General features: G+C 70.5%; 17 protein-coding genes and 1 riboswitch. Of the genes, 6 read left to right on the top strand and 11 right to left on the bottom strand.

The window, feature by feature from the left end; translation table 11 throughout:
• Positions 1–55 precede the first annotated feature (55 nt).
• Both ACFZDJ_RS49225 and ACFZDJ_RS49220 read left to right on the top strand, forming a co-directional pair.
• A complete protein-coding gene (locus ACFZDJ_RS49225; RefSeq protein ID WP_384909595.1) occupies positions 56–1,492 on the top strand; it encodes an ATP-binding protein in 1,437 nt (478 codons plus the stop codon).
• A 235-nt stretch (positions 1,493–1,727) separates the two neighbouring features.
• Positions 1,728–3,761: a sulfatase-like hydrolase/transferase gene (locus tag ACFZDJ_RS49220; RefSeq protein WP_391069404.1), complete on the top strand. Its 2,034-nt coding sequence runs from the start codon at positions 1,728–1,730 to the stop codon at positions 3,759–3,761.
• Position 3,762: 1 nt separating this feature from the next.
• On the opposite strand, the gene ACFZDJ_RS49215 is transcribed toward ACFZDJ_RS49220, so the two are convergent.
• The 4 genes from ACFZDJ_RS49215 to ACFZDJ_RS49200 form a co-directional block, all read right to left on the bottom strand.
• Positions 3,763–4,167, bottom strand: a complete 405-nt coding sequence (locus tag ACFZDJ_RS49215; RefSeq protein WP_168510523.1) for an ATP-binding protein — start codon at positions 4,165–4,167, stop codon at positions 3,763–3,765.
• A gap of 114 nt (positions 4,168–4,281) precedes the next feature.
• Positions 4,282–5,838 (bottom strand): ABC transporter substrate-binding protein, encoded by a 1,557-nt coding sequence (locus ACFZDJ_RS49210; protein WP_390934744.1) that lies wholly within the window; start codon positions 5,836–5,838, stop codon positions 4,282–4,284.
• A gap of 147 nt (positions 5,839–5,985) precedes the next feature.
• Positions 5,986–7,266: a metallophosphoesterase gene (locus tag ACFZDJ_RS49205; RefSeq protein WP_390934745.1), complete on the bottom strand. Its 1,281-nt coding sequence runs from the start codon at positions 7,264–7,266 to the stop codon at positions 5,986–5,988.
• 60 nt (positions 7,267–7,326) lie between these two features.
• Complete coding sequence (locus tag ACFZDJ_RS49200) at positions 7,327–7,569, bottom strand: SCO4848 family membrane protein (RefSeq protein WP_054233715.1); 243 nt, start codon at positions 7,567–7,569, stop codon at positions 7,327–7,329.
• A 112-nt stretch (positions 7,570–7,681) separates the two neighbouring features.
• Here ACFZDJ_RS49200 and ACFZDJ_RS49195 point away from each other — a divergent pair, with 112 nt between their 5' ends.
• Positions 7,682–8,989, top strand: coding sequence for a D-alanyl-D-alanine carboxypeptidase family protein (locus ACFZDJ_RS49195; RefSeq protein ID WP_390934746.1), 1,308 nt, complete (start codon positions 7,682–7,684; stop codon positions 8,987–8,989).
• Here ACFZDJ_RS49195 and ACFZDJ_RS49190 read toward each other — a convergent pair.
• The 4 genes from ACFZDJ_RS49190 to ACFZDJ_RS49175 are packed head-to-tail and all read right to left on the bottom strand — an operon-like array spanning position 8,943 to position 11,800.
• Positions 8,943–9,902, bottom strand: coding sequence for a YihY/virulence factor BrkB family protein (locus ACFZDJ_RS49190; protein WP_384909438.1), 960 nt, complete (start codon positions 9,900–9,902; stop codon positions 8,943–8,945). The genes ACFZDJ_RS49195 and ACFZDJ_RS49190 overlap by 47 nt on opposite strands.
• Positions 9,890–10,336, bottom strand: a complete 447-nt coding sequence (locus tag ACFZDJ_RS49185; RefSeq protein ID WP_248296932.1) for a GtrA family protein — start codon at positions 10,334–10,336, stop codon at positions 9,890–9,892. Before ACFZDJ_RS49185 ends, ACFZDJ_RS49190 begins: the two co-directional genes overlap by 13 nt.
• Positions 10,333–11,277 (bottom strand): decaprenyl-phosphate phosphoribosyltransferase, encoded by a 945-nt coding sequence (locus ACFZDJ_RS49180; RefSeq protein ID WP_390934748.1) that lies wholly within the window; start codon positions 11,275–11,277, stop codon positions 10,333–10,335. The genes ACFZDJ_RS49185 and ACFZDJ_RS49180 overlap by 4 nt, the downstream gene beginning before the upstream one ends.
• Positions 11,270–11,800 (bottom strand): phosphatase PAP2 family protein, encoded by a 531-nt coding sequence (locus ACFZDJ_RS49175; RefSeq protein ID WP_391069401.1) that lies wholly within the window; start codon positions 11,798–11,800, stop codon positions 11,270–11,272. Before ACFZDJ_RS49175 ends, ACFZDJ_RS49180 begins: the two co-directional genes overlap by 8 nt.
• A 142-nt stretch (positions 11,801–11,942) precedes the next feature.
• Here ACFZDJ_RS49175 and ACFZDJ_RS49170 point away from each other — a divergent pair, with 142 nt between their 5' ends.
• Positions 11,943–13,334, top strand: a complete 1,392-nt coding sequence (locus tag ACFZDJ_RS49170) for an FAD-binding protein (protein ID WP_391069400.1) — start codon at positions 11,943–11,945, stop codon at positions 13,332–13,334.
• Between the two features lie 69 nt (positions 13,335–13,403).
• Positions 13,404–14,159, top strand: coding sequence for a decaprenylphospho-beta-D-erythro-pentofuranosid-2-ulose 2-reductase (locus ACFZDJ_RS49165; protein WP_390934751.1), 756 nt, complete (start codon positions 13,404–13,406; stop codon positions 14,157–14,159).
• On the opposite strand, the gene ACFZDJ_RS49160 is transcribed toward ACFZDJ_RS49165, so the two are convergent.
• Complete coding sequence (locus tag ACFZDJ_RS49160) at positions 14,156–14,755, bottom strand: 2'-5' RNA ligase family protein (protein WP_390934752.1); 600 nt, start codon at positions 14,753–14,755, stop codon at positions 14,156–14,158. The two genes, ACFZDJ_RS49165 and ACFZDJ_RS49160, sit on opposite strands and share 4 nt — an antisense overlap.
• Before the next feature lie 214 nt (positions 14,756–14,969).
• Entirely contained in the window at positions 14,970–15,983 is a 1,014-nt protein-coding gene (gene trpS, locus ACFZDJ_RS49155; RefSeq protein ID WP_384909425.1) for a tryptophan--tRNA ligase, read from the bottom strand.
• Between the two features lie 129 nt (positions 15,984–16,112).
• Between trpS and ACFZDJ_RS49150 the strand changes: the two genes are divergently transcribed.
• Positions 16,113–16,802, top strand: coding sequence for a hypothetical protein (locus tag ACFZDJ_RS49150; protein WP_391069398.1), 690 nt, complete (start codon positions 16,113–16,115; stop codon positions 16,800–16,802).
• A gap of 50 nt (positions 16,803–16,852) precedes the next feature.
• Here the strand turns inward: ACFZDJ_RS49150 and ACFZDJ_RS49145 are convergent, their stop codons facing one another.
• Positions 16,853–18,349: a glycine hydroxymethyltransferase gene (locus ACFZDJ_RS49145; RefSeq protein ID WP_099942983.1), complete on the bottom strand. Its 1,497-nt coding sequence runs from the start codon at positions 18,347–18,349 to the stop codon at positions 16,853–16,855.
• A riboswitch (ZMP/ZTP riboswitch) is annotated at positions 18,331–18,418 on the bottom strand. It overlaps the preceding gene by 19 nt.
• Between the last annotated feature and the right edge of the window lie 123 nt (positions 18,419–18,541).

Here is an 18,541-nt window from a genome sequence, read left to right as displayed (position 1 = left end):
CGCGGAACCCGCATCCCGGACCGAGCTCGCCCTCTGTGCGGGGATTCCCGCGTACGTGAGTGTGCGGCGCCCCCGGCGGCACCACGGGGTCCACTCGCTGCGCGGCAAGCTGACGCTGGCGAACGTGGCGTTGCTGGCGCTGGGCATCATCGTGGCGACCGCCGTCAGTCTGATGGGCATGCGGCACTACCTGCTCGACCAGGTCGACACGGAACTGTCCAAGACGCGGGAGTCGCTGACCGGTTCGCGGCTCACCCTCCACCAGATCGACTCACTCACCGCCCTCGCCTTCGTACGCGAGCGGATGGTCCCCGGCGCGGACCGGTCCGACAAGCCGGACTCGATCTTCGCGGCGGTGGACGGCCATGGGACCCCCCTCAGCGTCGGCGGTTTCAAGCCCACCGACATCCAGCGCGCGCTGGTCGCCGCGGTGGACGACCCGAGCGCCCTCGCGCACGACCCCGCCCTGCACGACACCACCGTGCACGGCGCCTCCTACCGGGTCACCGGGGCCCGGCTCGCCGACGGCACGTACGTGCTGCTCGCCGCCTCCACCGACGCCCTGCACAAGGGCATCGCCAAGGCCCTCAAGCTCGATCTGAGCGTCGGAACCACGCTGTTGTCGCTGCTCGCGGTGCTGACCATGATCAGCGTGAGCCGGCGGATGCGGCCACTGGAGGACATGGTGGAGACCTCGTCCGCCATCGCCGAGGGAGACCTCACCCGGCGCGTGCCCTCCAGCCACCATCCGACCCAGGAGGTCGAACAACTGCGGCTCGCCCTCAACTCCATGCTCCACCAGGTGGAATCGGCGTACCGGACCCGCGAGCGCAGTGCGGCGCAGCTGCGCCGGTTCGTCGCGGACGCCTCGCACGAGCTGCGCACCCCGCTGTCGGCGATCCGCGGCTACCTCCAGTTGTACGAGAAGGGGATGCTGCGCGAGCCGGGTGAGCGCCGGCGGGCCTGGGACCGGATGAACGCCGAGGCCGACCGCATGGGACGCCTCGTGGACGAACTGCTCATCCTGGCCCGCCTCGACCAGAGCCCCGAGCTGCGTTTCAAGAACGTCGACCTGAGCCGTCTCGTACGGGACGCGGCCGAGGATCTGCGGGCCCAGCAGCCCGGGCGTCCGGTGACCGTGGGCGCCGACGGGACACTGCTGGTGCACGCCGACGAGTCGGGACTGCGGCAGGTGCTGGGCAACCTCGTGGCCAACGTACGCACCCACACACCCGCCGACGTGCCGGTGCGGCTCGGTCTCGAACGGGAGGACGGGATCGTACGGCTGTGTGTCGCGGACCAGGGGCCCGGGCTGGCGGAGGACGACGCGGCGCGCATCTTCGACCGGTTCTTCCGGGCGGGCGGTGGTGCGGGCAGCGGGCTGGGGATGGCGATCGTGCAGGGAGTGGTGGCCGCGCACGGGGGTGACGTGGCGGTACGGACGGCGCCGGGAGCGGGGCTGGAGGTCACGGTGACGCTGCCGACGCGGTGAGCTGCTTTAACAAGCACAGTGAGGTGCTTGAACAAGCTCGGTGACTCGCTTGAACATAAGCAAACCCGGATGATTGAACACCGGCCGGTACGACCTCGTACCCAACAGATGAAGGCGGCCCCGACCTCAGCCTGGTCCGCCGCGCCACCACCGGGCTTCGCACGGAAGGACCGCCGGGTTGTCGTTCAACACGAGCTCTCGACAGCTGTCGAAAACGGACGAGGCGCCGGAGGACATGCCCTCGCAGGAAGTCACGCCTCTGGACGCCCCCGCTCCGAGGGACACCGTCCAGGTTGAAGCGCCGGAGACGAAGCCCCCGGAGGCCGACCCCCTGAAGGCGGAAACCCCGGAAGCGAAGATCCCGGAGGCAGAGACCCCTGAGGCGGAGACTCCCGAGGTGAGCGCTCCAGAGGCGAAGACTCCTGAAGCGGAGACTCCCGAGGCGGATGCCGCGGAGGCGGAGACCCCCAAGGCGGAAGCCCCGGAGGCCGAAACCCCCGAGGCCGAAGCCGCGGAGGCCAGTGCTCCGGAGGCCGAAGTCCCGGAGGCGGACGCCGTCGCACCCGCCCCCGCCGCGCCCGACACCCCCCACCAACGCCGGTGGCGGCGGCGTGGTTGGGGTGGGTGGCGGGAGAAGTACCCGGTCGCGGCCCGCGTTATCTGGTGGACCACCACCGCCGTGGCCCTCGCTGTCGTGGTCGTCGCGCTGCTCATGCCGACCCAGGCGGACAAGTTCCGGCTGGCCGCTTTCGTGCGTCTCCCGGTGGAGGCGATCTTCGGCGCCGCCGTGCTGATCGTCCTGCCCCGCAAGCCGCGGATCGCCGTGGCGGTGTTCGCCGGGCTCGGCCTGGGCGCCCTGACCGTCGTGAACTTCCTCGACATCGGTTTCAACGAATACCTCGGGCGAGGCTTCAACGTCGTCCTCGACTGGTCGCTCTTCAGTGACGCGCAGGGATACCTCCAGGACACGTTCGGCAAGGGTGGCGCGCTCGGCATCGTGGCCCTGGCCGTGACGCTCGTGATCGTCGTACTCGCCCTCGTGACGATGTCGGTGATCCGACTGGGCAACCTGGCGGCCCGGAACACCGAGACGGCGACCCGCACGACGCTGGTGCTGGCCATCGCCTGGGTCACCTGCGCGGCGCTGGGCGTGCAGTACGCCGCAGGGGTGCCCATCGCTTCGGAGCACACCATGCAGGCCCTCCAGTTCAAGGCGGAGCAGGTGCGGCGGACGCTTCGGGACGAAGCCGAGTTCGCCAAGATCGCGAAGAAGGACAACTTCGCCAACACGCCGCCCGACCAGCTGCTCACCGGGCTGCGCGGCAAGGACATGATGATCACCTTCATCGAGAGCTACGGCCGCAGCGCGATCGAGGACCCGGTCATGGCGCCGGGCGTCGACGCGACGCTCACCGCCGAGAACAAGAAGCTGACCGACGCCGGGTTCGCGGCGAAGAGCGGCTGGCTGACCTCGGCGACGTACGGCGGAAGCAGCTGGCTGGGTCACTCCACCTTCATGTCGGGCCTGTGGATCAGCAACCAGCAGCGCTACCGCACCGTCACCGCGGGCGAGCGCCTGACCCTGCCCGGCGCGTTCAAGAAGACGGGCGCCTGGGACACGGTCGGCGTGATGCCGGGCATCCAGAAGGCCTGGCCGGAGCAGAAGTTCTACGGCATCGACAAGCTCTACGACTCCCACAAACTCGGCTACAAGGGACCGAAGTTCAGCTGGTCGACCATGCCCGACCAGTACGCGCTGACCGCGTTCGAGCGCCTGGTGCACAGCAAGAAGCACGACAAGCCGCTGATGTCGACGATCATCCTGACCTCCAGCCACCAGCCCTGGGCGCCGATCCCCAAGCTGGTCCCGCAGGACCAGGTCGGTGACGGCTCGATCTACAACGCGATCGAGAAGGCCGGCAAGAAGCCCGCGGACATCATCACCGACTCCACCAAGTCGAAGCAGGAGTACGGCAAGTCCATCCAGTACTCGGTGTCGAGCCTCATCAACTACCTGGTGAAGTACGGCAACAAGAACACCGTGCTGATATTCCTCGGCGACCACCAGCCCATCGCCCGGGTCAGCGGCAACCACGCCAGCCGTGATGTACCGGTCTCGATCGTCGCCAAGGACCCGAAGGTCCTGGACAAGATCGCCGACTGGAACTGGGCGGACGGCCTGCAGCCGAAGCAGGACACCCCGGTCTGGAAGATGAACGCCTTCCGCGACCGCTTCCTGACGGCGTACGGCTCGACCCCGGCGCCGTGATTCAGGGCGCCGGGGCCGCCACGAGGGCCCACACGGTCTTGCCGTAGCGGCCCCGGCTCCACACTCCCCACGCCACGGCGACGCCCTCCACGAGGTGGAGGCCCCGGCCGGTCTCCTCCCCCACGGAGACCGGCCGCAGCCGTGGTGCGGCGAGACCCCCGTCGGAGACCTCGACGAAGCAGGAGCCGTCGGCGAGGGCGGTCACCGCGACCTCGAACTCCCCTTCATCAAGGGGTCCGTGGCGTACGGCGTTGGTCGCGAGCTCGGAGACGATCAGGACGACGTCCGCGAGCGCCGGGCCGTCGGGGCTGTGGCCCCAGTCCCGCAGATGGTCGCGCACCCGGCGCCGGGCGAGTCCGACGGACGCCGGATGCCGGGGCAGCCGGAACGCGTTGCGTCTCAACACCTCAGCTCCTCACCCCGCACACACCTCCGGCACAGTGTGCGCACATGGTGCCGCGTTGGGCGAGAGCGCTGTGTCACCGGGGTGGGGGGCCACCCCGCGAGATCACGTCACGTGTCATATCCAGCTCAGCCGCCAGAGGCGGAAGACACCGGTTCCGTCCGACAGATACTGGCCGCCTCCGACGTCCTCACTGCTGAGTACATACTCCTTGCGCTGCCACAGGGGAATCAGGGGAACATCACGGGCCACGATTTCCTGCAGCGCCTGGAAGTCGTCCGCCGTACGGCTGCGGTCCTCGTAGTGCTGACTGTCCTGGATCAGCCGGTCCACGTCCTTGTCGCTGTACCCGTTCTTCATGCTGTTGCCGGTGCCGACGAGCGGGGTGCTGAAGGTGTCCGGGTCGGGGAAGTCGGCGACCCAGCCGATCGCCCAGGCATCCAACTGGCCCTCGGCGTACCGCTTCTGGAAGTCGGTCCACTCGTAGCCCTTGATGTCCACCTTGAACAGGCCGCTCGCCTCCAGCTGCCGCTTGAGCTCGACGGCCTCCTCAGCGGCGGCGCCCCGCCCCTCGGCGTACCCGTAGGTGAAGCGCACCGGCAGCGACACCCCGGCCTCGGTCAGCAGGGCCTTCGCCTTCTTCGCGTCGGGCTGGGGGTAGGCGTCGAAGAACGACGTCGAGTGCCCCGTGATGCCCGCCGGGATCAGCCCGTACAGCGGATCGGTCGTCCCCTTGTAGGTCTGGCTGACCAGTTCCTCGCGGTTGATCAGCGCGGCGACGGCCTGCCGTACGAGGCGGTTGTGCAGGGGCGAGTTCGCGCGGACGTTGAGGACGAGGTTGCGGGTCTCGGCGCTGTCGGACTCGGTGACGTGCTGGTTCGGGTCGCTCGGCGAGAGGGTGGCGAGCGTCGCGGGCGGCAGCTGGCGCGTCGCGACGTCGACCTGCTTCGCCTTCCAGGCGGTCTCCAGCGCCTTGGGGGTGGCGTAGTAGCGCAGCACGGTGGGCGTGCCGCTCCCCTCGACGGCGCCCTTGTAGTGCTTGTTGGGCGCGAGGACGGCCCGCTTGTCCTTCGTATACGTCCTCAGTACGTACAGTCCGGTGCCGTCGGCGCCCGCGTCCTTGCGCAGGGCGTGCTTCGGGTAGCGGGTGTGGTCGACGATCGACCCGGCTCCGGTGGCCACCTTGAAGGGAAAGGTGGCGTCCGGCGAGGACAGGTGGAAGGTGACCTTGAGGCCCTTGGCGTCCACCGAGCCGAGGGTGGAGAGCAGGGACGCGGGCCCCACCTCGGAGTTGATGGCCTTGACCCGGTCGAAGGAGAACTTCACGTCCTCGGCGGTCACCTTGTTCCCGCTCGGGAAGGTCAGGTCGTCGCGCAGGGTGCAGGCATAGGTCCGCAGTCCCGTGCCCACGAACCCGCAGCTCTTCGCCGCGTCCGGCACGGGGGCCGCGCCACCGGGCTCGAACGTCAGCAGCGACTGGAACACATTGCTGAACAGGGCCCAGGAGCCGGCGTCGTACGCGCCCGCCGGGTCGAGTGACGTGACGGCGTCCGTCGTCCCGACCGTGATGGTCCTGTTGTCGTTCTCCTTCGACGGCAGTAACTGCCAGCCGCCCACACCCACGGCCGCCAGTACCACCAGCACCGCGAGAATGCGTATGCGAACCGATCGCATCGGCGCCCCTCCCCAGGCCACGCCCCGTGTCACTCCCCAGTGACGCGGATCACCCAACCACAGGTGTTTCGTCTGAGGGAAGAGGTGTCCGAAGAATCAAACGGGGTATTGGGAAAGACCGTTTCGCCCCTGTTTCACAGCCGGTTCTCAGGTTCGCAGGGACGCCAGTTCCACGACGGTGATGTCCGACGGCGCGCCCACCCTGGTCGGCGGACCCCACGCACCCGCGCCCCTGGAGACGTACAGCTGTGTGTCGCCGTACCGCTCCAGGCCCGCGACCGTGGGATTGGCCAGTTCCGCGATGTAGTTGCCCGGCCAGAGCTGTCCGCCGTGGGTGTGCCCGGAGAGCTGGAGGTCGACACCGTGCTTGACGGCGTCGTGGATCTGGACCGGCTGGTGGGCGAGCAGCACCACGGCCCGCGCGGTGTCCCGGTCCCCCAGTGCCCTCTCGAAGTCGGGCCCGTGCCCCTCGCTCTCCCCCGCGACGTCATTGACGCCCGCGAGATCGAATCCGGCCATTTCCGTCCGGGCGTTCTCGAGCGGGTGCAGACCCAGTTCCCGTACTTCCCGGACCCATTGCGCGGCGCCTGAGTAGTACTCGTGGTTGCCCGTGACGAAATACGAGCCGTGCCGTGCCCGCAGCCGCGCGAGGGGCGCCGCGGCGGGTCCGAGGTCCTTCACACTCCCGTCGACGAGGTCCCCGACCACCGCGATCAGGTCGGGCTGCGTCGAGTTGATCGTGTCGACGACCCGCTGACAGAAGTCCCGCCCGAGGGTGGGCCCGAGGTGGATGTCACTGACGACGGCGATCCGGTACCCCTGAGCGGACCGGGGCAGTCTGGCCAGCGGCACGGTGACCCGCTTCACCCGGGGCCCGCGCAGAACCCCGTACGTCCCGTATCCCACGGTCCCCACGGCAACGGCCGCTGCGGCCCCGCCGACGGCACGCGCGACGAACAGCCGTCGCGAGGGGGTGGGGACGGGTCGTGGTGGTTCGGCAGGCGGGGGCTCCTGGAGGGCCGCTCCCGTCGGCACCGACTCCGTGTGCGGCACCGACTCCGTCTGCGGCACGGGTGCCGGGTGCGGTACGGCCGCGGAGGGGGCCGCGCACCGCTCCACGACCCGGCGCAGCAGCGGTCGTACGACCTCCCCCGCCACCGCCCCCAGCAGCAGATAGATCGACAGCGCCATCCACAGGAACCCGGGCCAGGCCAGCACCCGCTGGAGCCAGAAGGGCGCACCGGCGCGCTCCGCGGCGACCGCGGCGATCATCAGCACCGGCCCGGCGACGAAGACCACCGTGCCCGCGCGCCGGGCGAGCCCCGGACCGGACGTCGTGTCGCGCACCAGGCGGCGCCACACGTACCAGTACAGCCCCGCGACCGCGGCGAGGGCGAGCAGTCCCACCAGTACGAAGACGATGACCAAGACGCCGTATCCCCCGTTTGGTGCCGTTGTGTTCGGTCGTCCCCCGTTTGTCCCCTGTTGTTATGACGTCTGGCGCAATGCGCGCAGTCCGCGGAACCCGATGCCTCCGACGACCGTCCCCAAGACAAAGGAGACGACGGCGAGCGTCAGGTGCACCCAGAAGTACGCCGTCGGATCCCCCGCGTCGTTGAACGCGAGCCCGCTGCCGTCCTTCCACAAATTCTTGACGAAAGTGACCCAGATGATCCAGCTCCACACTCCGAAGGCGAGCAGGAACCAGGAGACGGGGCGGCTGAGCTTCATGGGTCCAGTATCGCCGTCGCCGGCAGGGACCCGGCGCCGGGGTGGCCGGGACCTGGGGACTCCAGGTTCCGGTGATGGGACTTCCCGGCCCGCGCCCTGTACTTTCTCGACCGTGCCCGTCACCAAAAAGACCATCCGGCGATCGATGCTGGTCACTTCCACCACCCTGTTGTCTCTTTCGCTGACGACGACCGTCCCCGTCTTCGCGGCCGACAAGCCGTCTTCGTCGCCGTCACCGACGACGAGCCCGAGCGCGACTCCCCCGGCGAACATGTCGACGGTGGGCGGAGCCCGGCTGGGACAGGCCGGGACCCAGGTGGATCTCGGCGCGAGCGCCCCGGTGCTGCCCAAGGATGTGACCGCGCGCTCCTGGATCGTCACCGACGCCGAGTCGGGCGACGTGCTGGCCGCCCACAACGCGCACTGGCGGCTGCCCCCGGCGAGCACGCTGAAGATGCTCTTCGCCGACACCGTGCTGCCGAAGTTCCCCAAGACCGAGCAGCACAAGGTCGCGGTCACCGACCTCTCGGGCATCGGCGCGGGCTCCAGCATGGTGGGGATAAAGGAGGAGGAGACGTACACCGTGCACGATCTGTGGCTCGGTGTCTTCCTGCGCTCCGGCAACGACGCCGTGCACGTGCTGTCGGCGATGAACGGCGGTGTCGAGCAGACGGTCAAGGACATGCAGGCGCACGCCGAGGACCTGCAGGCCCTCGACACGCATGTGGTCAGCCCCGACGGCTACGACCAGCCGGGCCAGGTGTCGTCGGCGTACGACCTGACGCTGTTCGCCCGTTCAGGGCTGCAGAAGAAGGACTTCCGGGAGTACTGCTCGACGGTACGGGCGAAGTTCCCGGGCGAGACGAAGAAGAACGACAAGGGGAAGACGACCCGCGATTCCTTCGAGATCCAGAACACCAACCGGCTACTGACCGGCGACACCGACGTCTCCACGTACCAGGGCATCGCGGGGGTGAAGAACGGCAACACCACCAACGCGGGCGCCACCTTCACCGGTGTCGCCGAGCGGAACGGCAAGGTGCTGCTGGTCACCGTGATGAACCCCGAGAAGGACGAGCACAACGAGGTCTACAAGGAGGCCGCGCGGCTGCTCGACTGGGGCTTCAGCGCGACAGGCAAGGTCACGCCGGTGGGTGAGCTGGTGCCGCCGAAGGGCGTCGACACCGGTGCGCAGGCGGGTGCGACCGCGTCCGCCGGCAACACGCCGGTGTCGACCGGGGACCGGGGGACCAAGGCCTCGTCGAAGCCGGTGGCCGCCGCCGCGGCGGCGAAGGACGGCTCCAGCGGGATCGGGATCGCCCTGGCCATCACGGGCGGCCTGCTCGCCCTGGTCGCCGGCGCCGTCTTCCTCGTCAACCGCCGCTGGCCCCTCCCCGACCTGATGCGCCGCCGCCACTGACCTCCCCGAAGTCCCCGGGCTCCGCGGGCTCGTCAGGCTCGTCGTCGCGTTGTTTCGGGCCGGTGTCGGCATGTCCCGTGGCCGTCCAGGAGGCACAGAACAGGACCAGTTTCGCGGTGAAGTTGATCCACAGCAGCAGCGCGACGGGCACACCGAAGGCGCCGTACATGCTCTTCGACGCCACGCCCCGCATATAGCTGCTGAGCAGCAGCTTGAGCAGTTCGAAGCCGACGGCGCCCATCAGCGCGGCGACGACGAGCCGGTGGCGCGGCGGCTCGACGCCCGGCAGCAGGGTCAGGACGTACAGGAGCACCAGGAAGTCGGTGAGTACGGCGACGGCGAACGCGGCGGACTGCAGCAGCACGCTCCCCCAGTCGTGTTCGCCGATGCCGAGCTGCCGGGCCGTCAAGCCGACCAGCGAGGACGCGACGGTGGAGACGGCGATGGTGACGAGTACGGCACCGCCGAGTCCGACGAGGATCCCGGCGTCCAGGAGCTTGCGCAGAAGGGGGTTCTCCTCCCTGTCGGGCAGCTCCCAGACCGCGCGCAGACAGTCCCGCATGGAGCCGACCCAGCCGATGCCGGTGAACAGCAGGACGGCGCCCGCGATGAGCCCGATGGTGCCGGCGTTCTGGACCAGCCCGTTGATGTCGAGCTGGTCGGAGATGCCCGGCACCTGATCGGCGATCTTGTCCTGAAGCTCCTTCTGCCGCTGGCTGGTGAGGGTGGCGGCGGCGATCGCGGCGCCGACGGTCAGCAGCGGGAAGAGCGCCACGAAGCTGATGAAGGTCATCGCGGCGGCGAGCCGCGTCCACTTCACCCGGTCCAGACGCTCGTACGACCGCCACCCGTGCGTGGCCATCAGGCGGGCGACCAACGGCCCCACGCCCGGAAGCTTCTTCAGCCAGTCCATGATCCGACTCTGCCCTCACCTCGGAAGACCAATGTCCGGGTACCCCAAAAACGCAGGACCGTGGCGAGTGCCATACCGATCCCCGCGCCGGAGACCGTGTCGGCGCGCCGCGAGGTGAGCCCGAGGCCATAGTGGCTGACGGCGACGCACACGAGCTGGACGAGGGCGCCCGCGAGGTTCACGGCGAGGAACACGAGGAAGTCGGGGCACCGCCGGGACCCCCTGACGGGGTGGTGCCGGTAGGTGCCGAGCGCGTTGCCGGTGTAGGCGACCGAGCAGCCCGCCACGAACGACAGCGCCTTGGCGGTGAGCGGGTCGAGGCCCACCGGACCGCGCAGCCAGAGGAAGAGTCCGAGGTCGGCGGCATAGGCGAGGACGCCGACGGTGGCGAAGCCCAGGAGCTCCTGGGTCAGGGGCCGCTGGGCGAGGCTCACCAGTTCACGACCGCGAGCCCGTACATCGCGAGCCACACCAGTCCGATCAGGGCGAGCGCGCGGTCGCGCAGGACGACGTCCTCGGGCTCGCCCGCCGCGCCCCGGTCGGCGAAGACGGCGTAGCGCAGGACGGCCAGGATGAAGGCGACCATGGACAGTTGGCGCCAGGGCAGCACCCCGGCGCTGGGCACGCCGCTCTCCTCCAGGGCCCACAGGCAGTAGCCGAGGACGGCGACCCCGGCGGCCAGCTGCCAGACGAAGCGCAGATAGCCGGTGGTGTACTCGGTGAGCAGCGCGCGGGTGGCACCGGCGTTCCCGGCCAGCTGGAGGGCCTCGGAGTACCGTTTCGCCGCCACCATGAAGAGCGCCCCGAAGCCCGTGGTGATCAGGAACCAGCGGGACAGCGGGATGCCGAGGGCGAGCCCGCCGATCATCGCCCGCATCAGGAACCCGGTCGTCACGACGGCGAGGTCGACGACCAGGACGTGCTTGAGGCTGACGCAGTAGGCCAGTTGCATGCCGAGGTAGGCGGTCAGCAGTGCCGCGGTGACCGGGGAGGACAGCAGGGCCGCGGCGGTCGGGGCGAGGACGGCGAGGACGCCTCCCGCGGCGTACGCGAGAGGGACGGGGACCTGGCCCGCGGCGACCGGACGGTGGCGCTTGACCGGGTGGGCGCGGTCGGCTTCGGCGTCCCGGGCGTCGTTGATCAGGTAGACGGCGGCGGCGCAGGCCGTGAACAGGACGAAGACGAGCGCCAGTTGGATCACCGCGTGCCGGGAGAAGAGCTGGCCCGCCGCCGCCGGGGCCGCCACGACCAGCAGGTTCTTCACCCACTGGCGGGGACGGGTGGTCCTGAGGAGACCCCGGGCGAGGCCGGTGAGGGTCCGCACGGGAACCGGGGCGGTCGGCGTGGGGTCCAGGAGCACCGTGCGTTCAGCCATGGCCGGCCTCGATCCAGCGGGCTCCCAGGCGGGCCGTCAGTGCGCCCAGGGCGGCGCCCGCGACCACGTCCGAGGGGTAGTGGACGCCGGCCACCAGCCGGGAGAGGCACATCGCGGCGGCGAGCGGAAGCAGCGGGCGGAAGCCGAGCGCGCCGAAGGCGACCGCCGCGGCCGTCGCGGAGGCGGCGTGGGAGCTGGGGAACGAGTGACGTCCGGCCGTGCGCACCAGCGGGACGATGTGCGCCGGGCGTGGACGGCGCACGATCCGCTTCACGCCCATGCTGGCGAGGTGCGCGGTGGCGGTGAGCGCCGTGCCGCGCAGCCACGCGCCACGCCGTCCGCGGTCGACCACCGTCCCCGTGAGCCCGGCCGCGAGCCACAGCACGCCGTGCTCCCCGCTCCAGGACAGGGCGCGTGCGACGGCCGCCACGCGTGGATCCGTGCCGCGCTCGTGGAGGGCCGACAGCAGCCGACGGTCCATGCCGTCCCACCTTCGGCGGTCCATGTCGTCAAGGTCGTCCATGTGATCTCACTCTTCTAGGGAGTGGCCGCAGAATTACGGAAATCTTGTACGACATCCCATTAATCACCCATTTCGGTGAGGAGCCGCGAAGACGGGAGAGGTGAGGGCTTTATGCACCTTTTTCGCCGATACGGTCACGGTCATGCCTGCCGACACCGCCTCCGACCCGGCCGGATCCGCCTCCGACCCGGCCGAACCCGTCTCCGTCACGGGCTGGGGCCGCACCGCCCCGACCACCGCCCGTCTGGTCCGCCCGCGCACCTACGAGGAAGCGGCGGCCGCCGTCCGCGCCTGCGGGGTCCGCGGAGGCATCGCCCGGGGCCTGGGCCGGGCCTACGGGGACGCGGCGCAGAACGCGGGCGGGGCCGTGCTCGACATGACCGGCCTCGACCGCGTTCACGCGATCGACGTCGACGGCGGGACCGTGCTCTGCGACGCGGGCGTGAGCCTGCACCGGCTGATGGAAGTCCTGCTCCCGCTCGGCTGGTTCGTGCCGGTCACGCCCGGGACCCGCTATGTGACCGTCGGCGGCGCGATCGGCGCGGACATCCACGGCAAGAACCACCACGTGTCCGGCTCGTTCGCCCGCCACGTCCTCTCCTTCGAACTGCTGACCGCGGACGGCGCGATCCGCACGGTGGGCCGGGACACCCCCCTCTTCGACGCCACCGCGGGCGGCATGGGCCTGACCGGGGTGATCCTCACGGCGACCGTCCGGCTCCAGCCCGTCGCGACCTCGCTGATGTCCGTCGACACCGAACGCGCGGCGGACCTGGACGACCTGATGGCCCGTCTCACCGCCACGGACCACCGCTACCGGTACTCGGTCGCCTGGATCGACCTGCTCGCGCGCGGCCGCTCGACGGGACGCTCGGTGCTCACCCGCGGGGAGCACGCCCCCCTGGACGCGCTCCCCGCACGCGCGCGCCGGCGCCCGCTGGCGTTCCGCCCACCGCGGTTCCCGTCCGCGCCCGCCTTCGTACCGGAGGGACTGCTCGGCCGCGGAACGGTGGGCCTCTTCAACGAGCTCTGGTACCGGAAGGCGCCCCGCGCGCGTGCCGGTGAGCTACAGCGGATCTCGGCCTTCTTCCACCCGCTCGACGGGGTGCCGCACTGGAACCGGGTCTACGGGCGCGGTGGCTTCGTGCAGTACCAGTTCGTCGTCAGACACGGGTGCGAGGAGGCCCTGCGGCACATCGTGCGGCGCATCACCGAACGCCGGTGCCCGTCCTTCCTCGCCGTCCTGAAGCGTTTCGGTGAGGGCGATCCTGGCTGGCTCTCCTTCCCGATGCCGGGCTGGACCCTCGCCCTGGACATCCCCGCCAACCTGCCGGGCCTCGGTGCCTTCCTCGACGAGCTGGACGAGCAGGTCGCCGGAGCGGGCGGGCGCGTGTACCTGGCGAAGGACGCGCGGCTGCGGCCGGAACTGCTGGCCTGCATGTATCCACGGCTGACCGAATTCCGACAGCTGCGGGCCGAGTTGGACCCGCACGGCGTTTTCACCTCCGACCTGTCCCGCCGCCTCGACCTCTAGAACCGGTCAAACCTCCCGCCGCCTCGACCTCTAGAACCGTCCCGCCTCCTCACCCCTCTAGGAGTTGTCATGAAGGACGCCTTCGGAGCCCCGCAGTCCCTGCTGATCCTCGGCGGCACGTCCGAGATCGCGCTGGCCACGGCGCGCCGTCTGATCGCCCGGCGCACCCGCACGGTGTGGCTCGCCGGACGGCCCTCGCCGTCCCTGGAGCGGGACGCCGAGCACCTGCGCGGACTGGGAGCGGACGTCCGTACCCTCGCCTTCGACGCGCTCGACCCCGAGTCCCACGAGACGGTCCTCGGCAAGGTCTTCGCCGAGGGCGACCTCGACATGGTGCTGCTCGCCTTCGGGGTCCTCGGCGACCAGGCCCGGGACGAGCGGGAGCCGGTGGCCGCTGCCCGGATCGCGCAGACCAACTACACGGGCGCGGTGTCGGCCCTGCTGGTGTGCGCGCGGGCCCTCCAGACGCAGGGGCACGGCTCCCTCGTGGTGCTCTCCTCGGTCGCGGGCGAGCGCGCCCGCCGCTCCAACTTCATCTACGGGTCGAGCAAGGCGGGCCTGGACGCCTTCGCCCAGGGTCTGGGCGACGCGCTGCACGGCACCGGCGTCCACGTGATGGTCGTACGCCCGGGGTTCGTCCGTACGAAGATGACCGCGGGACGCGCGGAAGGACCCATGGCCACCACACCGGAGGCGGTCGCGACGGCCATCGAGGTGGGGCTGCGACGGCGCTCGGAGACGGTGTGGGTGCCGGGGGCGCTGCGGCTGGTGATGGCGGCGCTGCGGCACGTACCGCGAGCGGTGTTCCGCCGCCTGCCGATCTAGATCGACGGCGACCAGCGGCTGGCGATGGTCCCGCGTTCCACGTCCACGTGGCCCGCCTGCGGTGGCACCACGGATCCGCCGAAGGCGAACTCCCGGAGCTTGCGCCACACACTGTCAGGGCCCTGCTCGTAGAGCGCGAACCCCGTGCAGGGCCACTCGGCGTCGTAGTCGGCGAGCTCCTGGAACGCGCGGTCCATCGCCTCGTCGTCGATCCCGTGCGCCACCGTGACGTGCGGGTGGTACGGGAACTGCAGTTCGCGGGCCACGGGACCGGAGGCGTCGCGGACCCGCTGCTGGAGCCAGGTGCAGGCCTCGGCGCCCTGGACGACCTTCACGAACACCACCGGTGACAGGGGCCGGAAGGTGCCGGTGCCGGACAGCCGCATCGGGAAGGGCCGCCCGGCCACGGCGACCTCGGTCAGGTGCGCCTCGACGGCCGGCAGGTCGGCGGCGTGGACCTCCGTCGGCGGCAGCAGGGTGACGTGCGTGGGGATGCCACAAGCCGCGGGGTCGCCGAAGCCCGCGCGCCGCTCCTGGAGCAGGCTGCCGAAAGGCTCCGGGACCGCGATCGACACGCCGATCGTTACGGTCCCCACGTCGTCTCCTGTCGTCGTTTCCGGTTGTCGTCGTTTCCGGTGCGTTGTCGGTCGCGTCACCGGTTGCGTGGTCACCCGCATCGCCGGGCGCGTTGTCTGGTTCGTACTCAGCCGTCCGACTATCGACTGTAAGGCCACGGCTGTGTCGTGGGCAGGCGCAGCCGTAGTGATGTGCAGCGCTCTGCCCAGCGGTACGTGTGTGCGGTCGTACGCCTCAGTGCTTGGCGGGCAGGAAGCCCACCCGGTCGTACGCCTGCGCGAGCGTCTCCGCGGCGACGGCGCGCGCCTTCTCGGCTCCCTTGGCCAGGATCGAGTCGAGCGTCTCCGGGTCGTCCAGGTACGCCTGGGTGCGCTCCCGGAACGGCGTCACGAAGTCGACCATGACCTCGGCGAGGTCCGTCTTGAGCGCACCGTAGCCCTTGCCCGCGTACTTCTCCTCCAGTTCCGCGATACCGGTACCGGTGAGGGTCGAGTAGATGGTCAGCAGATTGCTGATACCCGGTTTCTGCTCGCTGTCATACCTGATGACGGTGTCCGTGTCGGTGACCGCGCTCTTGACCTTCTTGGCGGTGGTCTTCGGCTCGTCGAGCAGGTTGATGAGGCCCTTCGGCGTGGACGCCGACTTGCTCATCTTGATCGACGGGTCCTGGAGGTCGTAGATCTTCGCCGTCTCCTTGAGGATGTACGGCTTCGGGATCGTGAAGGTCTCACCGAAGCGGCCGTTGAAGCGCTCGGCGAGGTCGCGGGTGAGCTCGACGTGCTGGCGCTGGTCCTCGCCGACCGGGACCTCGTTCGCCTGGTACAGCAGGATGTCGGCGACCTGGAGGATCGGGTACGTGAACAGGCCGACGGACGCGCGATCCGAGCCCTGCCTGGCGGACTTGTCCTTGAACTGGGTCATGCGGGAGGCCTCGCCGAAGCCGGTCAGGCAGTTCATGATCCAGGCGAGCTGGGCGTGCTCGGGGACATGGCTCTGGACGAAGAGCGTGCAGCGGTCCGGGTCGAGACCGGCGGCGAGCAGCTGCGCGGTGGCGAGCCGGGTGTTCGCGCGCAGGTCCGCCGGGTCCTGCGGAACGGTGATCGCGTGCAGGTCGACGACCATGTAGAAGGCGTCGTGGGACTCCTGCAGATCCACCCACTGGCGGACGGCGCCGAGGTAGTTGCCGAGGTGGAACGAGCCTGCTGTGGGCTGGATTCCGGAGAGCACGCGGGGACGTTCAGAGGCCATGCTCACCATTCTCTCAGGTGTACCCGGGAGCTCGGGAACAGGTGGGAACAGAGCTCTCCCCGGAGGGGGGACCTGGGCGGATACTCAGGCGGGTACTCAAGGTACGTACCGGGGGCGGACGGGGGACACATGGCGGGCCGGGGCAGACGGGCGAGGTCGGGGGGCGCGGTGTTCGCGGGGGTGGTGCTCGCCGTGCTGGGGGCGCACCCGGCACGGGCGTCCGCACCGGCCGCGGGGCGCGGTGCCCCGGACATGGCGCTGGTCATCGAGAGCGGCACGGGGCGGACGACCGCGCTGCACTCCGGGGAGCGGGACTTCACACGGCTGTGGGACCTGCTGACCCCCACCTACATGGGGACGGAGCGAGTGCCGGACGCGTGGGCGGCGGGCGACTTCCCGCCGGTACGGGCCACCGTGGTGTGGGGGCTGAGCGGGGTCGGGGGCTGGCCGCAGACCGACAGCGCGCCGGGGGGCGATGTCGCCATGGCGCGCCAGGACCAGCTGTTCCTGGCCGCGGACGGCACGCCCTGGGTACGCACGGACCCCTCGCCCGACGTGGTGGACGACGACATCCGCTGGCACCGCGCGCCGCGCTCGCTGTTCGAGCGGGTGGTGGGGCGAGGGAGGCTGATCGAGGCCGCCGCAGGCGCACCGGCCTCGAAGCGGGGTGTCGGGGAGCGTGCGCGACGGGTGCTGCCCGGGCTGGGCGCGGGTCTGCTCCTGGGCGTCGGCGGCACCGTCCTCGTACGCCGCGCGGCGGCCGGGCGGGATGGCGCCGGACCGCCGCGGGAACCACGACAGGAGCTGATCGACCTGTAGGACCCGAAGGGCCTGGCCTGTAGGACCCGAAGGGCCTGGCCAGGAGTGGGTCAGCCGAGGTCGATCTCCGGGTAGAGCGGGAACGGGGCCAGCAGGTCGGTGGCGCGGTGGGAGATCTCGTCGGAGATCTTCGGGTCCAGGACGTGCTGGGCCTTGGAGGGGGCGCCCTTGGCGGTGGTGCCGGGCTCGGCGGCGGTGAGGACGCGGTCGATGAGACCGGCGATCTCGTCCATCTCGGTGGTACCCAGGCCACGGGTGGTCAGCGCGGGCGTGCCGATACGGATGCCGGAGGTGTACCAGGCGCCGTTCGGGTCGGCGGGGATGGCGTTGCGGTTGGTGACGATGCCCGAGTCGAGCAGCGCGGACTCCGCCTGGCGGCCGGTGAGACCGTAGGAGGAGGCGACGTCGATCAGGTTGAGGTGGTTGTCCGTGCCGCCGGTGACCAGGGTGGCGCCGCGCCGCATCAGGCCCTCTGCGAGGGCGCGGGCGTTGTCGACGACGGCCTGGGCGTAGTCGCGGAACTCGGGGCGGCGGGCCTCGGCGAGCGCGACGGCCTTGGCGGCCATGACGTGCGGGAGGGGGCCGCCGAGCACCATCGGGCAGCCGCGGTCGACCTGCTCGGCGAGGCTCTCGTCGCACAGGACCATGCCGCCGCGCGGGCCGCGCAGCGACTTGTGCGTGGTGGTGGTGACGATCTGGGCGTGCGGCACCGGGTCGAAGTCGCCGGTGAGGACCTTGCCCGCGACCAGACCGGCGAAGTGCGCCATGTCGACCATCAGGGTCGCACCGACCTCGTCGGCGATCTCCCGCATGATCCGGAAGTTCACCAGGCGGGGGTAGGCGGAGTAGCCGGCGACGATGATCAGCGGCTTGAACTCACGGGCCGACGTCCGCAGCGCCTCGTAGTCGATGAGGCCGGTGGCGGGGTCGGTGCCGTAGGAACGCTGGTCGAACATCTTTCCTGAGATGTTCGGACGGAAGCCGTGGGTGAGGTGGCCGCCGGCGTCCAGGGACATGCCGAGCATGCGCTGGTTGCCGAAGGCCTGGCGCAGTTCGGCCCAGTCGGCCTCGGAGAGGTCGTTGACGCCCCGGACCCCGGCCTTCGCGAGGGCCGGGGCCTCGACGCGGGCGGCGAGGACGGCCCAGAAGGCGACCAGGTTGGCGTCGATGCCGGAGTGCGGCTGGGCGTAGGCGTGCTCGGCGCCGAAGAGCTCGCGGGCGTGCTCGGCGGCGAGGGCCTCGACGGTGTCGACGTTGCGGCAGCCGGCGTAGAAGCGGCGGCCGACGGTGCCCTCGGCGTACTTGTCGCTGAACCAGTTGCCCATGGCCAGCAGGGTGGCCGGGGAGGCGTAGTTCTCCGACGCGATCAGCTTGAGCATGTCGCGCTGGTCGGCGATTTCCTGACCGATGGCGTCGGCGACGCGGGGCTCCACGGCCCGGATCACGTCGAGGGCGCTGCGGAAGGCGGTGGACTCGGTGGAGAGGGGCTCGGGCATTGACGGCCTCCGGACGTGGCGTTCAGCGTTCACGGGTCGGCCCAGGCGCACGGCACACAGTTCATGGGGCCGCTCCCCGATGGTCGGTCCCATCCCAGCGCGCCAGTCACGGCCCCGTCCGCCAGCCTACCGGGCGCGCCGGATCGCCGGGTTCCCCCGTCCACCATGCGAGCGACGATAAGAAGAGAGCCACGAGCCCGACCCCCGTGCGGCGGCGATCCCCGCGCTGCAGGAAACGGAGAT

The organism is Streptomyces sp. NPDC007896 (genome assembly GCF_042959425.1).
Lineage (GTDB): Bacteria > Actinomycetota > Actinomycetes > Streptomycetales > Streptomycetaceae > Streptomyces.
Note: the sequence above shows the minus strand (reverse complement) of the source record. Positions and strands in the feature narration are given on the sequence as shown.

Excerpts from the sequence above, each read along its gene's own strand:
- ACFZDJ_RS49220 (WP_391069404.1), top strand. The coding sequence starts at position 1,728 with ATGCCCTCGCAGGAAGTCACGCCTCTGGACGCCCCCGCTCCGAGGGAC.
- ACFZDJ_RS49210 (WP_390934744.1), bottom strand. The coding sequence starts at position 5,838 with ATGCGATCGGTTCGCATACGCATTCTCGCGGTGCTGGTGGTACTGGCG.
- ACFZDJ_RS49200 (WP_054233715.1), bottom strand. The coding sequence starts at position 7,569 with ATGAAGCTCAGCCGCCCCGTCTCCTGGTTCCTGCTCGCCTTCGGAGTG.
- ACFZDJ_RS49190 (WP_384909438.1), bottom strand. The coding sequence starts at position 9,902 with ATGGACTGGCTGAAGAAGCTTCCGGGCGTGGGGCCGTTGGTCGCCCGC.
- ACFZDJ_RS49180 (WP_390934748.1), bottom strand. The coding sequence starts at position 11,277 with ATGGCTGAACGCACGGTGCTCCTGGACCCCACGCCGACCGCCCCGGTT.
- ACFZDJ_RS49175 (WP_391069401.1), bottom strand. The coding sequence starts at position 11,800 with ATGGACGACCTTGACGACATGGACCGCCGAAGGTGGGACGGCATGGAC.
- ACFZDJ_RS49170 (WP_391069400.1), top strand. The coding sequence starts at position 11,943 with ATGCCTGCCGACACCGCCTCCGACCCGGCCGGATCCGCCTCCGACCCG.
- ACFZDJ_RS49165 (WP_390934751.1), top strand. The coding sequence starts at position 13,404 with ATGAAGGACGCCTTCGGAGCCCCGCAGTCCCTGCTGATCCTCGGCGGC.
- trpS (WP_384909425.1), bottom strand. The coding sequence starts at position 15,983 with ATGGCCTCTGAACGTCCCCGCGTGCTCTCCGGAATCCAGCCCACAGCA.
- ACFZDJ_RS49150 (WP_391069398.1), top strand. The coding sequence starts at position 16,113 with ATGGCGGGCCGGGGCAGACGGGCGAGGTCGGGGGGCGCGGTGTTCGCG.